Origin of the sequence: Faecalibacterium sp. AF28-13AC (genome assembly GCF_003478405.1) — a bacterium.
Taxonomy (GTDB): Bacteria; Bacillota; Clostridia; order Oscillospirales; family Ruminococcaceae; genus Faecalibacterium; species Faecalibacterium prausnitzii_E.
Genome location: NZ_QUFG01000006.1, coordinates 126,186 through 143,058, shown reverse-complemented (window position 1 = coordinate 143,058; position 16,873 = coordinate 126,186). Strand labels below are relative to the sequence as shown.

Genomic DNA, 16,873 nt, shown 5'->3' with positions numbered 1-16,873 from the left:
CGTTTTGCTTCTTCGAGACAAAGTGTCCCGAAGCGGAGGCATCCTTGTTGTCCTCCCCGGACAGAGTTATAATATAAGTGTAATGTGATAGGGAAGGAGGAACAATGGCACGAGCAAAAAACAGAGGGTATCAGCAGAGTTTCTCTCCCTCTTACACAATCCGCCGCTGGCGGCTGGGCATCTATATCCGGCTTTCAAAGGAAGATTTGAAAAAAGGAAAAGACGATAGCAACAGCGTAAAGAACCAGCGTGACCTACTGAACGATTTTTACCGACGCAACATTGACGAGTTTGAAAGTATCACGGAATATGTAGATGACGGACATACTGGAACGGACGCTAACCGTGAAGATTTTCAACGGCTCTTGGCGGATGTCATGAGTGGTAAAATCAACTGCGTTATAGTAAAAGACCTGTCCCGCTTCGCACGAAATTATAGCGATGCCGGAAGTTTGATCGACAACCTGTTTGTTCAAATGGGTGTTCGCTTTATCAGCCTTGCTGAGAATGTGGACAGCTACAAGAACCCCGACAGCGTTTCAAATATCATCGTTCCCATTACAAACGTGATGAACGATAATTACTGCTATCAGACTTCCAAAAAGATCCGGCAGGTATTTGATTACAAACGGCGCAACGGCCAGTATATCGGAGCATTTGCTCCTTACGGCTATGTAAAGCACCCAAAGGACAAGCACAGGCTGATTGTTGATCCCGATGCTGCTGAAAATGTCAAACTCATTTTCACAATGCTTATTCAAGGGTCATCAAAACGTGCTATCGCGTTGTACCTGAACGAACACGGCGTACCGAGCCCCTCGGCTTACAAGGTACAAAAGGGCTTGCCTGTTTCGACAAGAGGGTATGACGATCCTATGTGGGGAGCCCGCATGATCCACTCCATTCTTACCAATCCGACCTACACCGGGGACTTAGCCCAAGGTCGGAGCCGGGTGAAAAGCTACAAGGTACACCAGATTGAAGCTGTTCCCCGCGAGGAATGGGTGGAAGTGGCTGGAACACATGAGGCCATTATCGACTATGAAACTTTCGATAAGGTACAGGCTCTCTTACAGCGTGATACCCGTACTTCCCCGAAAGGCCGTGAGGTACATTTATTCAGCGGCTTTCTGAAATGTGCCGATTGCGGGCGGGCCATTACCCGATGCGTTAGCAAGAACAACAATGTATATTATTCTTGCTCAACCTACAAGAACCGTTCCCGGGCAGCCTGCACCATGCACTCAATCAAGCATGAACGGCTGGAGGCTGCTGTTCTGTTCGCCGTACAGCATCAGGTACATTTAGCTGTTTCCTACTCAGAAATCGTAACGCAGATCAATTCCGCTCCAATCAAAAAAAGCCAGTCTTACCGACTGGACGATCTGATAGCTGCAAAAGAGCGGGAACTGATAAAGATAACACGCTACAAGCAATCTCTTTATCAGGACTGGAAAGACGGTGAAATCACCCAGCAGGAATACCGGGATATGAAGGCTGACTATGAACGGCAGACTTCTGATATTTCCGCGGTGCTTACCCGGCTGAACGCTGAACGCGCAGAACTGGCAAACGGTGTGGACAATGAGCATCCTGCACTGGTAGCCTTTATGAAGTATCAGAACATTGAAGCCCTCAACCGTGAAATCTTGGTTGAACTTGTGGACTATATCAAGGTCTATGAAAACGGCAATATCAGCGTGAAATTCAAATTTGCTGACGAGCTCCGCAAGATTGCCGAGTACATTGAAATCAACACTACGGAAGATACCGCAGTAGCGGGCTAACCCCCGCTACAAACCCCTTTGACAGTGTGTTTTCCTAATAGGCGCTAATCATATGCTTTTAGCTCTTCCTTTTCAGCAGGGCTGATTCCTTGATGAAGAAGCTTGTCTTTTTGTCTGAGCTGCTCATCCTGCTTCTGACGTGATGCAGCGAGTATCTGTTGGTAATTTTTGTCTTTTGCATTCAAGCGGCCTTGAACAGTTACTTCGTCATAAAGTGGGTTGCCATTATCATCTAGGAAGTAGATGGCAGGAATAGGCTCTTTTTGAACTCTTGAAGAAGGAACCTGCGTATATACGCTATAATTGTGCTTGTTCATGTGGCTTTGAACTCCTTTCGTTCCGATGGCATAAGCTTACCAGAACGGTTCTTTGGAGTCATGGGCTTGGCTATCGAAAAATATAAAAATATTTTGGATATGATTTCACTTGAAAATGGATACGCAATGTGCAAGGAGGGAAAATGTCATATGACTGACCGAATGAGCAATATTGTTTTATTTGAAACAAAAGAAAAGCTTGTAGAGTATAAGAAAGTATTCGAAGACCGGTATAGTACATATAACGGGTGTGACGTAAAGATAGAAAAATATGTTAAGCGGCTTCAACAGGAATACCCTAGATTAGAACAATATAGTTTGGAAAATCAAGCGAGGGCAGTTGTAATAAATGCGCTAACAGAGGCGTGGTTCATTATTGGAATGCAACGAACGGTTGACAGAGAAAGAAATCATCTGAACCAAGAAGACGCAGAAAAAATGATTATGAGCAATACATTAGCGTGCGTTGCCATGTCGATTAAATATCTATGTGCACCAGAAATTGAGTTTTCTAGTGTGATTTTAGATTTACTGAAAAAAGATGTTTCTAATGAGTGGGACAGAAACTCTGTAGAGGATTGCATAAAAAGCTATATTGATAACAGAAAGACGATGGTAAGAGCGAATGGAGAAGATTCAAAATTCTGTCCGCCGATTTTGTATGCCCCGGAAGTGACAAGCGAAAATCTGAAAATCAAGAACTTTATGCTTCCAATCGTTGGGCAGTTAGTTAAAAATATAGGAATTTATCATGTGGTAAACAGAGATGATCAAAAAAGGGATGAAATAATTTTACTTGGAAATAAACTGAAGCGATGGGAAAATTGGACGGAATCATATAAAAATAAAATGAGCACGCAAGTGAATGGAGAGTATAAAAATCTCATTGAAGAAGCTCATAAGGAAAAATTAGAAAAGCCAATGGGAAATTCAGTAAGTGAAAAGGTGATGACTTACTACGCAAAAGAATCAATATTTCGATATGGAACTTTTCTGAATATAGCAAGCTATATCAATGAGGTGCCATTGAATAACAAGGATGACTTTCAAAGAACAAAATATTTTATTACTCAAAAAATAGAGAGACCCGTGGTGTTTTATATTCACGAATTTGAAAAAACGGATTTACTGGATTCAACGGATAAAATTATTTTGTTCTGTGAATATATGCGAGTGGTGATGCTTCTGATGGTTGAGAGCGTGGTTTGGATTGAACCGATTGACAAGAAAATTGAGCATGCATATAAACTAATCTGTGACTATTTGGACAACAGCTTTAAGAGGCTTTTTGAAGAAGCGTATGATGCAGTGGAAGGGAAAAAAGTACAGTATGAAAATCTCAAAAGAAAATATCAGCCAGAGCAAGTAAAAATAATTAAATTTATAATTGAGCTGTATTCGATAAGAGACAGGTATAAATATAATGAATCTTTTGGAGCAATTTATTGGAATAAAGCCAGCCTTAAACAGGTTGGACTAGATCTTGGATATAAAAATATAGGAAGTAAAGGGAAAAATTGTGATATTAAAATTGACGGAAGGTCTTACCTATATACAGAGAGAAGATACGGAATAAGTTATGATTTGAAGACAAGGAAAATAAAAAGAAAAAACAAAAAAGGTGAAGAATGCGAATGGAAAGAAATTACCGCTGACACGATAGTCCAACTTGCAACAGAAATATACGAAGAGCAACCTTTGATTCAAGCTGGAACAGACCCTGAACATGAGCGGATGTATAAGATCATTATATGTCGTGATATAGTGAAAGAAATTTGCAAAGACCTAGAAAAATTTGGAGTAGCTCTTACGGCAGAAGACATGAATATGATAAATAGTAAATGCGGTGACTATTATACCGCTGAAGAACACGCATATATTGAAAGCGTAATGTTTCCGAATAGCCAAGTTTCAGATGAAACCTAAGTAGAGAGTAAGGTCGGATGAGAAACAAGGGACAATGTGTGCCGAGACAGTTTCGACACTTTCAGAAAAAACTGAACTTAAAAAGAGCCAAAACTCCAGACAAAAGCAGAATTTCAAAGCAGATTTTTTCAAAACTGTCGAAAATGGCATAGAAAGAGAGCGTATAAGACATAGTCCAAGGGCAATCACGCAAGTGGTTGCCCTTTCTTTGTATCTGGTATGATTTGACATTCGGCAACAGTATAGTAACCCATCAAAGGAGGATTGGCCGTTATGTTTGATTATTACGACACCCTGATAACCCCGGAAGAAGTTGCCGATATGCTGAACTGCGGTATGAACACCACCTATAAACTTCTGAAGACCGGGAAGATCAAAGCAATGCGAATTGGAAGAGTATGGAAAATTCCAAAGAGAGCGGTACAAGAATATATTGTGCAGGAAGCTCATATAAAAGCTGCTGGATGGTAATAGGAAAAATGCCCACATGGAATGATTGCTCCATGTGGGTTTTCTGTTGCTTGAAAATAATGTTTGATAATGAGCTATACATAAAAATAATCTTTGTGTTAATGCTGGATAATGTATAAAGAGGGAAGAGTGTGAAATTCAATCTTTATTAACGGCACTAACATTAAGATAAGCGATTAGATATTTCTATCGCAAAGAGAAAGCGTTAAATGTGTGGCTTGTACATACATTTGGCCATTCTTGTTGGGGAGCGTAGCTCCCCTTTTATTTATTGTGTAATGAGAATCAGTAAGGATGAAAAACTAAAACATAAAATGATATTTAGTGATTAATAAAACCATAGCTAAAGTATATTGAATGATAGTATTGTAATGAATATCTTGATTCATTATAATATTTCTTCTTTTATGTGATTCTCATTATATTTCTTGAAAACAGTTGAAAAATATATAAGAGAAAGGAATGATTAAAATTGGCTCAAGATGAACACAGAGTTTGCATTCGGTTAACAGAAGATGAGTTTGTAAGATTAGAAAATCTTCAAAGTGAAACTGGAAAATCAAAATCAGAGCTCTTAAAAGAAGTTTTATATCAGGAAAGAAAGGTAATGGATGCACAATTTGCTGATAGTATTTGGAAAATAGGATGTTGGATTGATAGCAAGGACTATGATAAAATTAAAAAGGAAGTGAAAAAATATGCCGATTATCAAATTCGTAAATGAGGATGAAAATATTGAATATGCAAAAGAGCAAGATTTATGTAGTCTTCTCTGTTACGCTTTTGATTCGGAAAAAACAGAATTTCAGGGACATAGACTTGTCGGCTGTAAACCGTTTGGATTTCCACAAGAGTATATGACAAATCCATTGGCGGTACATGAATTTATGGAGTTCAACCATAAGAGACAGTATAAATATCAAGGACCATTTGCAAAACATAGAGTGATTTCTTTTACACAGCAGGAATGCTTGTATTTAAGATCGCTGAAATCTGTAGCTGAAGATATAATATCTTTTTATGCAGACAGAGGGTATGTTGCAGCTTATGCAGTTCATGGGAATACCAAAAACTACCATATTCATGTTATTGTTGATATGCTTTCATATCAGGATTTGACACTGTTTCATATGAGCAGAGGATATGAGGCAAGTAATATTAATGCAATTTTGAACGTTCGCTTCCAACAATATTTTGTGAGTAAGATACCAAAATATAAAACATTCAAAGACCGCACTTTTGAGGCTGTTCCAATTGATCCGAGTAAAATAGAGAATTTCTTTGAGGACGTAAAGTAATCTCAGCTTCGGTTTGAGCAGACACATAATTATACAAAGGCGAAAGGAAGTCTACAATGGACAAGTTCGATGAAAAAGTTATTGGGTATGAATCCACTAAAAACATTCTACGTCAAATACTGGATGCCCTGAAAAGGCCAGAACTCTATAAAAGCAAAGGAGCTTCTATCCCCAGAGGGCTTCTGATGGAATCCGACCCCGGTCTTGGTAAAAGTTTGCTGGCAACCGTCTTTATAAAAGAATCAGGCCGCAAGTCTCTCGTCTTTCGGAAAACCAGTCAGGAAAACAGTTTTTTGGATGAATTGAGGGCTGCTTTCTCGGCTGCAAAGGAAGCCGCACCTAGTATACTGCTCTTGGAGGATTTGAACCTCTATGTAGAATCCAACTCTCCCTATGCACCAGAATGGGCTTGCTTACAAGCCTGTATTGATGATGCAAAGAGCACAGACCTTTTTGTGATCGCCACGACAAATGACACAAAATATATGCCACCATCACTGCTAAGACCCGGAAGATTCGACTATACGTTCTATCTTGACCCTCCAACGGGAAAGACTGCTGAGAAGATCGTCAGCTATTATCTCCGGGACAAGGATTTAGCAGAGGATGTTTTGATTTCAGATATTGTCAAAGCTATGCCCAAGGTGAGTTGTGCTACCCTTGAAACAGTAATGAACCTTGCTGCATTGAATAGCACCTACCAAGGACACGAGCATATTTACAAGGATGATGTAACAGATGCCTTGCTTCAGGTGGTTTATAAGCTCTCCAAAACAGACAAGAGCCTTGATTTAACCGAATGCCAGGAGATTGCATTACATGAAGCAGCGCACGCAGTTGTAGGAGAGATTCTGAATCCTGACAGCATCGGCATCGTTACCATTCGCGGAAATCAGAGCTGCATTGGTGGCTTCGAGAATGGTTGTTCTACTTACTTGAAAAACGAAGAAAAACTTCTGAACGATATAACGAAGACTTTGGCAGGAAAAGCAGGTGTGTCTTTAATTTATGGAGTGATGGATGTAAATGCAAGTGGTGACATTCAGAATGCCAATCGTCTGCTTGATCTTTGGATGACATCCCTCGCAGGTGCTGGTTTCTCGGAGGTCGAATCGGCGAATAATAGAATGTCGGAGACAAGACTTTTCAGTAGCGAAGCCATAAAAGCAGCTAAGATGGAAGAGTTATACCGCAGAGCTTACAAAATCCTCTATGATAACAGAGATTTCCTACTTGCTGTCCAGAAAGAACTTCTGGAACATGAAACGCTGCTGAACAGTGATCTGGCAAAAATCCGGGAATCCTGTACCTAAACCCTATTATTCAAAAGGATAAAGCGGTCAAGCTTTTTGAGGCTTGGCCGCTTTTATCTGGCAATATGCAGTTGAAACTCAGGGTTCTTCCTCTATATATAGGAAAGCACACAGCATTTTAGTAACTGCCTCTCTTTGAACAGGAGAGAGCTTAGCCCAGAGATCAAGAATTTCCTTTTGCTCATTGGTTAAGTAAACAGGATCTTCCTCTTGAAAGAACTGAGAGAGTGTGATGCCGAAGCCGGAACAAATTTTCTCGATAGAAGCAACATTGGGTTGGAGATTTCTTCTTCGCCATGTTGAGATGGTGGATTGGGTCAGGCCAGAGTTTTCTGCAAGGGCATACTCAGACCAGTTGCGGGCAGCACGTTCTTTCTCTATGCGGCCCAGAATATCAAATGTGGGCTTCTCTCGTTCCATGGTTCGGCCTCCTTGTACAAATCGTAGTGCTTACTTACGATTTTATTGTGACAAGGCTTGACCGTTAATTGCATTAGTCGTATACTTTCAATAGTATATATCGTAGCAAGCAAGTCTTTTTTAGAAATCAAGCACAGATTTTAGAAACAAAAACTTTTTAGTCAGCAAAAGAGAAGATAGACAATGCCTGTCCACCACGGTTGCTATAATGGGGCTGAACCGAAGAGGAGGGCAAACCAATGACAGCAGACACCTTAAAAACGACCCGTGTTTTAGAACTTTATCAGGATTTTCTTTCTGGTAAGCTCATCAATAAGCGACAGGCCGCAGAGCAGTACCATGTGAATGTCCGCTCTATTCAGAGAGACATTGACAGCATCCGGGATTTTCTTTCGGAACAGTGTGCCAAAGAAGGCATCGTACGAAAAATCGAGTACGACAAGAAAGAAAATGGCTACCGTCTGGTCACACAGGAGATCGAGCAGCTTTCCAAAGGTGAAGTGTTGGCCCTATGCAAGATTCTGCTGGAAAGCCGAGCTTTTACCAAAGAACAGGTTGAGAAGCAGTTGCAAATCATCCTGAACCTTTGTGTGTCTCAGAAAGAAAAAAGCGACATTGAGTGGTTTATCAGCAATGAACTGTTCCACTATCACGACCCGGCTCATGCAACCGTTGACCCGGATAATCTGTGGATGGTGGCACAGGCCGTCCGAAATCAGTTGGTGCTGGAAATCGAATATCAAAAGTTGAAAGACCGTCAGATCGTAAAACGGACTGTTGAGCCGGTTGGGTTGATGTTTTCAGAGTATTATTTCTATCTCATGGGTGTTATCACAGATCACTCCACCAGAGAGACTTTCCACAAAAAGAACGATCCTTATCCCACCATTTACCGGCTTGATAGGATACATTCCATCGAGGAAACAGGAGAAAAGTTCTCTGTTCCCTACAAAGACCGCTTCAAAGAGGGCGAGTACAAGAACCGCACTCAGTTCATGTTCGGCGGTGAGCCGCAGAAGATCAGTTTCAACTACTATGGCCCATCGGTGGAAGCTGTGCTGGACAAGTTCCCGATGGCAAAAGTCGTAGATAAAAAAGAGGGTGTTTGCTCCATTGAAGCAGAAGTCTTTGGCACAGGCGTGAAAATGTGGCTGCTCAGTCAAGGTAGCAAAGTCAAGGTGACTGCACCGGAAACGCTGGTGCAGGAGATAAAGCAGGAAATCGAACGGATGAACAACCAATATTAAGGAGGCTGTTTTATGAAGATGGTTGCAAATGAAACTGAGCTGCGTAATGCCCTGAAAGAAAAGGCACAGGAAATCACGATTGTGACTTCGTATGCAGATAAGGTAATGGAGCGTTATGGAGCGGACTTAACGGCATTTATTAACCCGGCGGTGGCAGCACTCGTCGCAGGGCCTCTGAGATTAGGCCTCGCACGATACTTACAGTGGTATAAGATCCAGTCGTATACAAAAGGAAAACTTGTGATCGAAAGAAAATTTTTGTGACATAACCAAAGTAGGAGGCAAAAGAAAATGGCAAAAACTATCAAGTTTAATCTTATTTGCGATAATACGCCAGTCCGCACAATTGAAGACCTTCAAAACAATTTTTCCATCGAGGATGTTCTGAATTACTACCGTAATGGGCTACTTTGTCGTTGGCTGGAAGTTCGAGGCTATGACGAACAGCTGAAGAAAGTGAAAGCAATTAGGGCGACAGATTCCATGGATATTATTAAAGAACTGATTGCTATTTTTGAAATTTCTTGTGACATGAAAAAAGTGGAAGAGTACATCTATATTCTGAAGTATCAGGTTGAAGGGCAACTCCAGAATGAGGTATACGCCAAGGAAAGCTATCAGGTGGACACCATCATCGATGATTATAGGCAGGGCTATACAGAACTGGTGAGCACAATTTTCTTTAATCCGAATGATGCAGCCAAAATTAAAGCAGCGATTCAAGAAATCGTTCTTCGATATGAATGGGTGTTAAAATATGATTATCGTAGGGTATTAAAAAAACTGGTTGACCAGAAGATGACCCTAGCCGTCATGTGTTTCCTGATGAATGAACAGGCGCGTGAAATCTGTTTTGCACCAGACCCCAAAAAGTTCTGTTTTGCTGCAAATTCTGATAATTCGATTCTATACATCAGTATTTGTGATATGTTAAACCAGAAAGAATGCATGGATTCACTGGGAGATAATCTGCTTGTTTACTGTGGCGCGACAGAGGGCTACTGGAAAGACCTGAAGCCAAAGGGAAAAAAGTATATGCTGCTCCATTTGGGAGATGGAGATTTTGTCCGTTCCGCAGGAGTAGTAGGTGGCGATATGCGTGCGTCGAATGTCAACAACCAGTTTGTAATCGTTGATGGTATCGACTATAAGAGCAATTCGGATATACGGACACTGTGGTATATGGAGGTTTAAGAATGAAGCGTAGTGCAGAAAATGTTCTGGCCTCCTATATCGATGCTTTACATCCGATTATTTATATCAAACACTTTGATTTCAAAGTAATTGATGTGACGATTGCGCATGTTGGGCAAGGAGCAAAGTGTGTAGAGTTCAATAATGCGCTGGGACTAATTGATTTCAAAACAAAGAGTCCAATGAAAGAGTGTTCGCTGGAAGAATTTTTACAGCTAACAATGGACGATGGCTTTGACCAGCAGACTTTTCTCATCTTAAAGGATGTACATAAGGAACTGGACAACCCCAAGATTATAGCCTATCTGAAACGTATTGCGGAAAACAATCTTTATAACGAAAATTACAGTGCAACAGTTTTTATTGTTTCCGAAGTGACAGTTATTCCGAGAGAGCTGGAAAATTATATTACGATTTTTGATATTCCGCTGCCGACTATTGGTGAGATTCGAGGAATCATACGCACTTTTATTGACGATATGGAAATTGAGGTGGACGCGGATACAATTGATGAGATAGCACTGTCCCTCAAAGGACTAAATGAATTTCAGATCAAGCAGATTTTGACCTTGGCATATCAGGATGGAGGCTGTATTACAAAGAGTGATAAAGCTCTGATTCTGAAAGAAAAGGAACAGTTTATCAAAAAATCTGGGATGCTGGAAATCGTTAACTTCAACGAAACGATTGATGACATCGGTGGTCTGGAAAATCTCAAAGAATGGCTGTACCGTAAAGCATACATTTTTAAGGAACTGGATAAAGCTATTAAATTCGGTGTAGATGTACCTAAAGGTATTATGATCATCGGAATGCCGGGATGTGGGAAAAGCCTGACAGCGAAAGCTACGGCAAGTTTATTTGAAATTCCGCTGGTACGTTTGGATGTTGGCCGACTTCTTGGCAAATACGTGGGTGAGTCCGAAGAAAATATGCGGAATGCCCTGAAACTCTCGGAGGCCATCAGCCCCTGTGTGCTTTGGATTGATGAGATTGAAAAAGCCTTTGCTGGTGTTGGTGGTGAGGGCGGTGGAAATGATGTAACCACGCGACTGTTTGGACAATTCTTGACATGGATGCAAGAAAAAGAAAATACCGTCTTTATTGTTGCAACGGCAAATGATATTTCTCATCTTCCACCAGAGTTTTTAAGAAAAGGTCGTTTTGACGAATTATTCTTTGTGGATTTACCAAATGGGATGGAGCGGCGAAAGATTCTGGAAATCCATTTGAAAAAGCGCAAGAAGTGGAATGAGAATATTGATTCTATTGCACTTATCAAAGAAACGGCAGGCTATAATGGCGCAGATTTGGAAGCTGTTGTAAAAGATACGATTGAGCGTACTTTTATCGATGGACGAACTGTCATTACAACAGAAGATCTGCTGCGATCCATCAAGGATACAAAGTCTATTTCCTGTACATTAAAAGATAAAATTGCAAGTATTCAGAAAACAGTAGAGAAAATCGATATTAAACCTGCAAGCCGTGACGATAAGGATGATCGTGCTGTTATCGACAATGGTGTGGTAGTAGGCACAAAGAAAATAACAAGTACAGAAGCTAAGAAAGCCGTAACGACCGATACGAAATTGGAGGCAGGTGCAGTAGCAGCTGTGGCAACGAAACCAATGGCAAGAAATGCTGCATATGCTGGGCTTTACTCATCACTGTTTTCAGCAATGAAATCTACACAGAAAGCGGAAGAACCCGGAACAAGGCGTAAATAAGTAGGAAAGGCGAAATTCTTATGAAAGATGTTGTACAGCCATGGGATGAAAGACTCGGAAAGAAAAATTCTGATATTGAATTTCTGCTCGTAGAGCCGGGACTTGGAAATGAACCTGAAGTAGAATCGATTCCGAAGTCAAGAAACTCTTATTCCCCCGGCGAAATTTCTCCAGAGGAATGGGGAAAAGTCAAGCCTATTTATGCTGATTTTGTCGAATGTTGTGAGCGGAATGCAGATAAACCGGTAGAGCAGTGGCTTGGAGGAAAGTTGCAGGAATATCTGCCGGATGAGTCATCGGATAAGATTTACGAAATCACTGATGAAATCGTTACTACCCTCCGCAAAAACGATGAAATGAAGCACTCTTTGGACAAAGCTATTGCAAATGGCCGCAGCAAGGAAAGCTGGTTTGCATCGCAGACTCAAAAATCGCTTTCGGCGATGTCCTCACAGAAAGCATGTGGCTATCTGGTAGAACTGGACGCTGCTATGGGGTCTGCAAATGAGAAACTTTACCAGACCATTACGACAAAGGCAGGAAGTGTTAGCAAAAATCCAAATTTGGATGGGTACATTGCAGAGCAATATCATGCTCAAACCTTTAATCTGAATGCAGAAGCAACCGGAAGCGAGTACCGTGCAAAAGTTTTGGAACCAGATGGGGCATACGGCAAAAACTCTGTAGATGTTGTTATTGTAGATGGCGAAGGTAAAATTGTTCGGCGGTATCAATGTAAGTATGGAAAAGATGCGCAGTCTACGGCAGAAATGTTTGAAAAAGGCGATTACCGTGGACAGCAGAAATTGATTCCCGATGGGCAGGAAATTGAAAGCAAATCTACAAATGTTATCGTAGCGCCAGATGGAACCAGTAGCAATCCGCTGACAAAAGATCGTGCAAAACAGATGCAAGAAGAAGCCCAGAGTGGTCAGTGGAATGAACTGAATTGGAATGAATATCAGGTTAAAGACCTTGCTGTTGGAATTGGAAAACAGGTGGGCTACTCGGCGTTGCAAGGTGTTGTGATTGGCGCAGGAATGGACATTGCTCAAAAAGTTTGGAACGGCGAAGAAATCAAAGGCGAAGAAGTAGCCGAAACAGCTCTTTTGAGCGGCGCGGATTTTGGCATCAAGGCGGCAGCAGCGGGTGCATTAAAAGTTGCAGCTGAAAAAGAAATCATTACAATTATTCCGAAAGGAACACCTACGGGTACGATTGCGAATATTGTTTATATTGCAGTCGAAGATGCAAAAATTCTTGGCAAGGTTGCAACGGGAGACCTTTCTCTCAAGGAAGGATTTGAAAAGATTGAACAGACTTCGGTTGCAACGGCAGCGGGACTTATGGCAATGGCGGAGGGTGCTGCACTAGGAGCCTCCATGGGTGCAGTGTTTGGTCCAATGGGAGCAGCCGTTGGCGGTTTTGTCGGTAGTACCGTTGCATATATGGCCGGATCTAAAATAGGCGAGCTTGTTGCAAAGGGTGCGCAGAGAATTCGTGAACACGCTAAAGCAGCAATTGAAAAAGTTGCAAAACGAACAGTTGAGGCAGCTCGAACGATGAAAGACCGAATCAGTGATTTCTGCTACGATGTGGCTGGCGTTTTCGGCTTTTAATAAAAATTTGGTTTAGAAATGAAAAAATAAAAATGTGCAGGGTAGCAGCAACGCCGCCCTGCACATTTTTGTTAAGTAAAGGACCTGAGCACTTCTTTCAGTGCTTCACGCTGCTCCGGGGAAAGCTGGGCCAGAAGTTTCAAAAACTCCTGCTGTTCCTCCGGGGTGAGCCTGTTCTCCGGCTCAGAATGATTTTGGCGGTTCATAAAAGATACTTGCTCCTTTCGGCAAATCCTGCTCTGCCATCCGTTCGGCACGAATCTGACGCTTGTACTTATAATACGTATTCCGGGCAAGCCCTGTGTGCTTCATACACTCGGCATCATCAAGTGTGCCGCCAAAGGTCTTGCAGTGGGTGCGGATGATCTGCTTGGCTTCTCTGGCTTTTTTCGTTTCAAAGCCAACACCTTTTTTGCGACCAACCTGCTTACCGTTCAGCCGGGCGGTCAACAGTCCCTCACGGGTGCGCTGGTGCAGATCGGCAACTTCTTTTTCGGACTGCTCAAAGGCCAGCTTGATCTGTTCTTTTGCCAAGGCCATCAGATACTCGTTGATGCCCTTCAAGATGAAGTCCACATTCGTCCCTGTCATGGCAATGCTGCCGGACAGGGCTTTTTTATAAGTCTCGGTGTCGATGTGGTGTTCTTTCAAGAACACCAGCCGGATACCCTTATGATAGAGGTCTTCGTACAGAGCAAAACCTTCTTCTGCATTTCTGGACATCCGGGACACTGAATCGAACACCACCGTATCTCCTGCTTTCAGAACCCGGTAAAGCTTCAGCCACTCTGGACGAAAGATAGATGTGCCAGTATAGGCTTCCTGCACGATATGGGCAGTCGGGTACTCGGCCTTGATGTTGCGAATCTGACGGTCAATGCTCTGCTTTGCCGTAGAGATTCGGCAATAGCCATAGATGTTCATGCGTCTCCTTTCTGGCTCAAAGATAACGAGCGACATTTTTAAGACTGTATTTTGCAGCTCGAAATAGCCTGAAAATCGCTGATTTTGATACAAAACTGTCCACACGGCATCTTTAAGACAGTTTTTGGTGGCCGTAGACAGCCATAAAATCGGAAATGGTGGTACACGGCTTATGGTCGGTGGTGCCCTCGCCCTCCAAAGGAGAATAGTCCCAGTCGGTTTCTTCGTCAATATATCGCCGCCCATCGTCCGGCAGGTCCAGCGGTTCCGCAAGGATAATGGTGCCCCAGTGGTTGACCATCACAAAGGGTGCGATTTCACAAGGGATGCCCCGGCACTCATCGTCGTGCCGGACATCGTAGGCGTACAGACCATCCGGGACAGTATCTCTCTTGATGCGGATGCTGGTGAACAGTGCAGGCTTTCCACAAACCGTGATCTCTTCGTAGTGTTCGGTCATTGCATGAAAGGTCATAATCTGTCCTCCTTAGATTTCAATGATAAAAGCTCTGAATCTCTCTTTGTAGAAATCCATTGCACTCTGCGGCAGGGAAGTCAGATTCCCTTCGTTGTCACATCCGGCCAGAAATCCCGGCCCGGCAAGAACATCGGCTCCATCCCACAGCGGACGATTGAGCGGCAGGCCAAGCAACTTGCCTTCATCGTTGCAGACCAGAACGACCTCTGAGCCGGAATCATAGAAGGTCAGGCAGTCGATGTTGCCATCTACAAATTTCTGCATAGCTTCAAGAGTGTTGTCCAGCTTGATCTCCTTTGGCAACTCCATTGGCAGGAGCGCAAGGACTTTGATTTTTTGTTCTTCCATTGTGTACCTCCAAATAAAAACAGGACAATCCACACGGACTACCCTGCAAAAGTAAAGGGGGAGCATCCGAAGATGCTCCCCCAGTAGATAATTATTTTTTTCTTACCATGCAACGTTTTTTGAAGAATGCGATGCCATAACAGAGGATGTCATCATAGTCGTCCCGGAAGTCCGCTGCATACATCCGGTCATTGATCTGCTGAATGGCAGTATCACAGGCATCCGGCAGAGCATCCAGAGTTTTGGCATACTTGGCTTCAAAAATTGCCACACGGCCATTGCGGATATCCTTTACAATGACATCGCTGCGCCCCTCGCCATGCTCTTTGTTGGATTCTACCACATAGCCAGCACCAGTAAAGATGCCTGCAAGGAAAGCGTGGTAAAAATCCTCCCGATAGTCATGGTAGCTGATGGTCATGCGCAGCAGCTTGGTCATTTCTTTTGTCAGAGCTTCGCTGTTTCCGCTCCAGACTGCATCAAACAAAGGGCTGCGGTTCCACGCCTTAGCACTATCGTCAAACCATTTGCTTACAGTGGTTTCAAAAATTTCCCGAATCTCTGCATTGGGAATCATCAACGCAGAGCAGCCATCCGGCAGAGAATCCGTCAGATCTTTATCCCGAACTTTGGTCAGATAGCCCGTCAGGTACAGCACACTCCAAAGATTTTCCTCAGAGGAGTGCAGATAATCGTAGGTCAGGTTTTCTTCAATATGCTGAACAATGGAGCCGCCAGCCATCAGAGTTTCAAGCTTTGTGGTGATATTGTCGCCTGCATAGTCGATAAAAGAACGGATGATGGCGTTATCACTGGTGTTTTTCCAATAGCTTTTCGGCTTCTGTGCTACACCATACTGGAAATCCCGCAGATAACTGATTACGTCCCACGGACAATAAATGTCTGCATCGCCAAAATGGTAACCGTCGTACCATGCCTTGATTTCAGCAGACTGCGATTCAAGACCGGCATCTTTCAGCATTTGATCTACATCTGCCTGTGTAAAACCAAAGGATTCGCTCAACCGGGGAGAAAGAATCGTATCCGAAACGAAATTGTTCGTCCCGGTAAAAATGCTTTCTTTGGCAATTTTCAGGCAGCCAGTAACAACAGCAAAGTCGAGGGAGGTGTTGTCTTTGAGCGTGGTGCTCATCATAGCCCGCATCACGTCCAGCATCTGCGAATAATATCCGTTGCTGCTGGCTTTGGCAATGGGAACATCATACTCATCCAGAATGACGACCGCCGACTTTTTGAAATGGATTTCCAGCATCCGAGTCAATAGCAAAAAGCAGCTTTTTGTTTCATCCATGGATGCAGTGCGTCCCAGAATCCGCTTAAAGATGCCTTTGTCATCGTCAGAAATAGCATCGTCGTCCAAAAGAAACTGATAATCCTGAAATGCAAATGCCAGCTTCATGCACAGCATTCCATAGGCACTTTCAAAGGTCAGACCGTCCGTGTCCTTGAAAGAGAAAAAGACCACAGGACACTGATTCATCCACTTTTTGCAAAGTTCCGTATTTTTGGAGATCGCCAATCCCTCAAACATCTGCTTGCTGTCTTTGGTGATGTCCAGAAAATTTGCGAGAGTGCTCATACCGAGAGATTTTCCGAAACGACGAGGGCGAGTAATCAAGTTGACTTTAGGAATGCCGCCATCCAGAATCTCTGCAATCAGATTGGTCTTATCAATATAATAATATCCTTTGGTACGAATCTCTGAGAAATTTGAGATCCCAACAGGAAACTGCAAATCTGCCATGCAATGCTCCTTTCCGCTCATAGAGATGAGCTTTCA

General features: G+C 42.8%; 18 protein-coding genes. 11 read left to right on the top strand and 7 right to left on the bottom strand.

All coding sequences use genetic code 11. The features are described from left to right. The first annotated feature begins 104 nt into the window (after window positions 1–104). Window positions 105–1,787, top strand: coding sequence for a recombinase family protein (locus tag DWY95_RS10210; RefSeq protein WP_118553444.1), 1,683 nt, complete (start codon window positions 105–107; stop codon window positions 1,785–1,787). Between the two features lie 44 nt (window positions 1,788–1,831). On the opposite strand, the gene DWY95_RS10205 is transcribed toward DWY95_RS10210, so the two are convergent. Further along, the gene (locus tag DWY95_RS10205) at window positions 1,832–2,104 is read right to left on the bottom strand and encodes a hypothetical protein (RefSeq protein ID WP_118553443.1); all 273 of its coding nucleotides are present in this window, start codon (window positions 2,102–2,104) and stop codon (window positions 1,832–1,834) included. 66 nt (window positions 2,105–2,170) lie between these two features. Here DWY95_RS10205 and DWY95_RS10200 point away from each other — a divergent pair, with 66 nt between their 5' ends. From DWY95_RS10200 to DWY95_RS10185, 5 genes are all read left to right on the top strand, one after another. Continuing rightward, window positions 2,171–4,030, top strand: a complete 1,860-nt coding sequence (locus tag DWY95_RS10200) for a hypothetical protein (protein ID WP_147365969.1) — start codon at window positions 2,171–2,173, stop codon at window positions 4,028–4,030. Window positions 4,031–4,303: 273 nt separating this feature from the next. After that, window positions 4,304–4,501 (top strand): helix-turn-helix domain-containing protein, encoded by a 198-nt coding sequence (locus DWY95_RS10195; RefSeq protein ID WP_098924354.1) that lies wholly within the window; start codon window positions 4,304–4,306, stop codon window positions 4,499–4,501. Between the two features lie 472 nt (window positions 4,502–4,973). Then, window positions 4,974–5,225 (top strand): hypothetical protein, encoded by a 252-nt coding sequence (locus DWY95_RS16890; protein WP_147365968.1) that lies wholly within the window; start codon window positions 4,974–4,976, stop codon window positions 5,223–5,225. Continuing rightward, a complete protein-coding gene (locus DWY95_RS10190) occupies window positions 5,200–5,799 on the top strand; it encodes a hypothetical protein (protein ID WP_147365967.1) in 600 nt (199 codons plus the stop codon). The genes DWY95_RS16890 and DWY95_RS10190 overlap by 26 nt, the downstream gene beginning before the upstream one ends. Window positions 5,800–5,855: 56 nt before the next feature. Beyond that, window positions 5,856–7,112, top strand: coding sequence for an AAA family ATPase (locus DWY95_RS10185; protein ID WP_118553440.1), 1,257 nt, complete (start codon window positions 5,856–5,858; stop codon window positions 7,110–7,112). Window positions 7,113–7,190: 78 nt separating this feature from the next. Here DWY95_RS10185 and DWY95_RS10180 read toward each other — a convergent pair whose 3' ends face one another. Next, the gene (locus DWY95_RS10180; protein ID WP_118553439.1) at window positions 7,191–7,532 is read right to left on the bottom strand and encodes a helix-turn-helix domain-containing protein; all 342 of its coding nucleotides are present in this window, start codon (window positions 7,530–7,532) and stop codon (window positions 7,191–7,193) included. A gap of 239 nt (window positions 7,533–7,771) precedes the next feature. On the opposite strand from DWY95_RS10180, the gene DWY95_RS10175 reads away from it, so the two are divergent. From DWY95_RS10175 to DWY95_RS10155, 5 genes are read left to right on the top strand one after another with little or no spacing between them, the layout of a single operon-like run. Beyond that, window positions 7,772–8,779, top strand: coding sequence for a WYL domain-containing protein (locus tag DWY95_RS10175; protein WP_118553438.1), 1,008 nt, complete (start codon window positions 7,772–7,774; stop codon window positions 8,777–8,779). 12 nt (window positions 8,780–8,791) lie between these two features. After that, window positions 8,792–9,043, top strand: coding sequence for a hypothetical protein (locus DWY95_RS10170; RefSeq protein WP_118553437.1), 252 nt, complete (start codon window positions 8,792–8,794; stop codon window positions 9,041–9,043). 27 nt (window positions 9,044–9,070) lie between these two features. After that, window positions 9,071–9,973: a hypothetical protein gene (locus DWY95_RS10165; RefSeq protein WP_118553436.1), complete on the top strand. Its 903-nt coding sequence runs from the start codon at window positions 9,071–9,073 to the stop codon at window positions 9,971–9,973. Between the two features lie 2 nt (window positions 9,974–9,975). Continuing rightward, entirely contained in the window at window positions 9,976–11,703 is a 1,728-nt protein-coding gene (locus DWY95_RS10160; protein WP_243082707.1) for an AAA family ATPase, read from the top strand. Between the two features lie 20 nt (window positions 11,704–11,723). Continuing rightward, window positions 11,724–13,322 carry a hypothetical protein gene (locus DWY95_RS10155; protein ID WP_118553435.1) on the top strand — a complete coding sequence of 533 codons (1,599 nt, stop codon included), beginning with the start codon at window positions 11,724–11,726 and terminating at the stop codon, window positions 13,320–13,322. A gap of 71 nt (window positions 13,323–13,393) precedes the next feature. Here DWY95_RS10155 and DWY95_RS17550 read toward each other — a convergent pair whose 3' ends face one another. The 5 genes from DWY95_RS17550 to DWY95_RS10135 all read right to left on the bottom strand — a co-directional run bounded on the left by DWY95_RS17550 (window position 13,394) and on the right by DWY95_RS10135 (window position 16,837). After that, entirely contained in the window at window positions 13,394–13,528 is a 135-nt protein-coding gene (locus DWY95_RS17550) for a hypothetical protein (RefSeq protein WP_279220023.1), read from the bottom strand. After that, window positions 13,506–14,246, bottom strand: a complete 741-nt coding sequence (locus DWY95_RS10150) for a recombinase family protein (RefSeq protein ID WP_187116976.1) — start codon at window positions 14,244–14,246, stop codon at window positions 13,506–13,508. Before DWY95_RS10150 ends, DWY95_RS17550 begins: the two co-directional genes overlap by 23 nt. Window positions 14,247–14,358: 112 nt before the next feature. Beyond that, a complete protein-coding gene (locus DWY95_RS10145) occupies window positions 14,359–14,721 on the bottom strand; it encodes an LPD28 domain-containing protein (RefSeq protein ID WP_118553433.1) in 363 nt (120 codons plus the stop codon). Between the two features lie 12 nt (window positions 14,722–14,733). Next, a complete protein-coding gene (locus DWY95_RS10140; protein ID WP_118553432.1) occupies window positions 14,734–15,072 on the bottom strand; it encodes a DUF3846 domain-containing protein in 339 nt (112 codons plus the stop codon). Between the two features lie 91 nt (window positions 15,073–15,163). Beyond that, entirely contained in the window at window positions 15,164–16,837 is a 1,674-nt protein-coding gene (locus DWY95_RS10135) for an AAA family ATPase (RefSeq protein ID WP_118553431.1), read from the bottom strand. Window positions 16,838–16,873 lie beyond the last annotated feature (36 nt).

What these genes read in the sequence shown, in the direction of transcription:
- DWY95_RS10150 (WP_187116976.1), bottom strand. Translation starts at nt 14,246, where the DNA reads ATGAACATCTATGGCTATTGCCGAATCTCTACGGCAAAGCAGAGCATT.
- DWY95_RS10140 (WP_118553432.1), bottom strand. Translation starts at nt 15,072, where the DNA reads ATGGAAGAACAAAAAATCAAAGTCCTTGCGCTCCTGCCAATGGAGTTG.
- DWY95_RS17550 (WP_279220023.1), bottom strand. Translation starts at nt 13,528, where the DNA reads ATGAACCGCCAAAATCATTCTGAGCCGGAGAACAGGCTCACCCCGGAG.
- DWY95_RS10180 (WP_118553439.1), bottom strand. Translation starts at nt 7,532, where the DNA reads ATGGAACGAGAGAAGCCCACATTTGATATTCTGGGCCGCATAGAGAAA.
- DWY95_RS10175 (WP_118553438.1), top strand. Translation starts at nt 7,772, where the DNA reads ATGACAGCAGACACCTTAAAAACGACCCGTGTTTTAGAACTTTATCAG.
- DWY95_RS10185 (WP_118553440.1), top strand. Translation starts at nt 5,856, where the DNA reads ATGGACAAGTTCGATGAAAAAGTTATTGGGTATGAATCCACTAAAAAC.
- DWY95_RS10135 (WP_118553431.1), bottom strand. Translation starts at nt 16,837, where the DNA reads ATGGCAGATTTGCAGTTTCCTGTTGGGATCTCAAATTTCTCAGAGATT.
- DWY95_RS10160 (WP_243082707.1), top strand. Translation starts at nt 9,976, where the DNA reads ATGAAGCGTAGTGCAGAAAATGTTCTGGCCTCCTATATCGATGCTTTA.
- DWY95_RS10205 (WP_118553443.1), bottom strand. Translation starts at nt 2,104, where the DNA reads ATGAACAAGCACAATTATAGCGTATATACGCAGGTTCCTTCTTCAAGA.
- DWY95_RS10165 (WP_118553436.1), top strand. Translation starts at nt 9,071, where the DNA reads ATGGCAAAAACTATCAAGTTTAATCTTATTTGCGATAATACGCCAGTC.
- DWY95_RS10170 (WP_118553437.1), top strand. Translation starts at nt 8,792, where the DNA reads ATGAAGATGGTTGCAAATGAAACTGAGCTGCGTAATGCCCTGAAAGAA.
- DWY95_RS10155 (WP_118553435.1), top strand. Translation starts at nt 11,724, where the DNA reads ATGAAAGATGTTGTACAGCCATGGGATGAAAGACTCGGAAAGAAAAAT.
- DWY95_RS10210 (WP_118553444.1), top strand. Translation starts at nt 105, where the DNA reads ATGGCACGAGCAAAAAACAGAGGGTATCAGCAGAGTTTCTCTCCCTCT.
- DWY95_RS10195 (WP_098924354.1), top strand. Translation starts at nt 4,304, where the DNA reads ATGTTTGATTATTACGACACCCTGATAACCCCGGAAGAAGTTGCCGAT.
- DWY95_RS10145 (WP_118553433.1), bottom strand. Translation starts at nt 14,721, where the DNA reads ATGACCTTTCATGCAATGACCGAACACTACGAAGAGATCACGGTTTGT.
- DWY95_RS10190 (WP_147365967.1), top strand. Translation starts at nt 5,200, where the DNA reads ATGCCGATTATCAAATTCGTAAATGAGGATGAAAATATTGAATATGCA.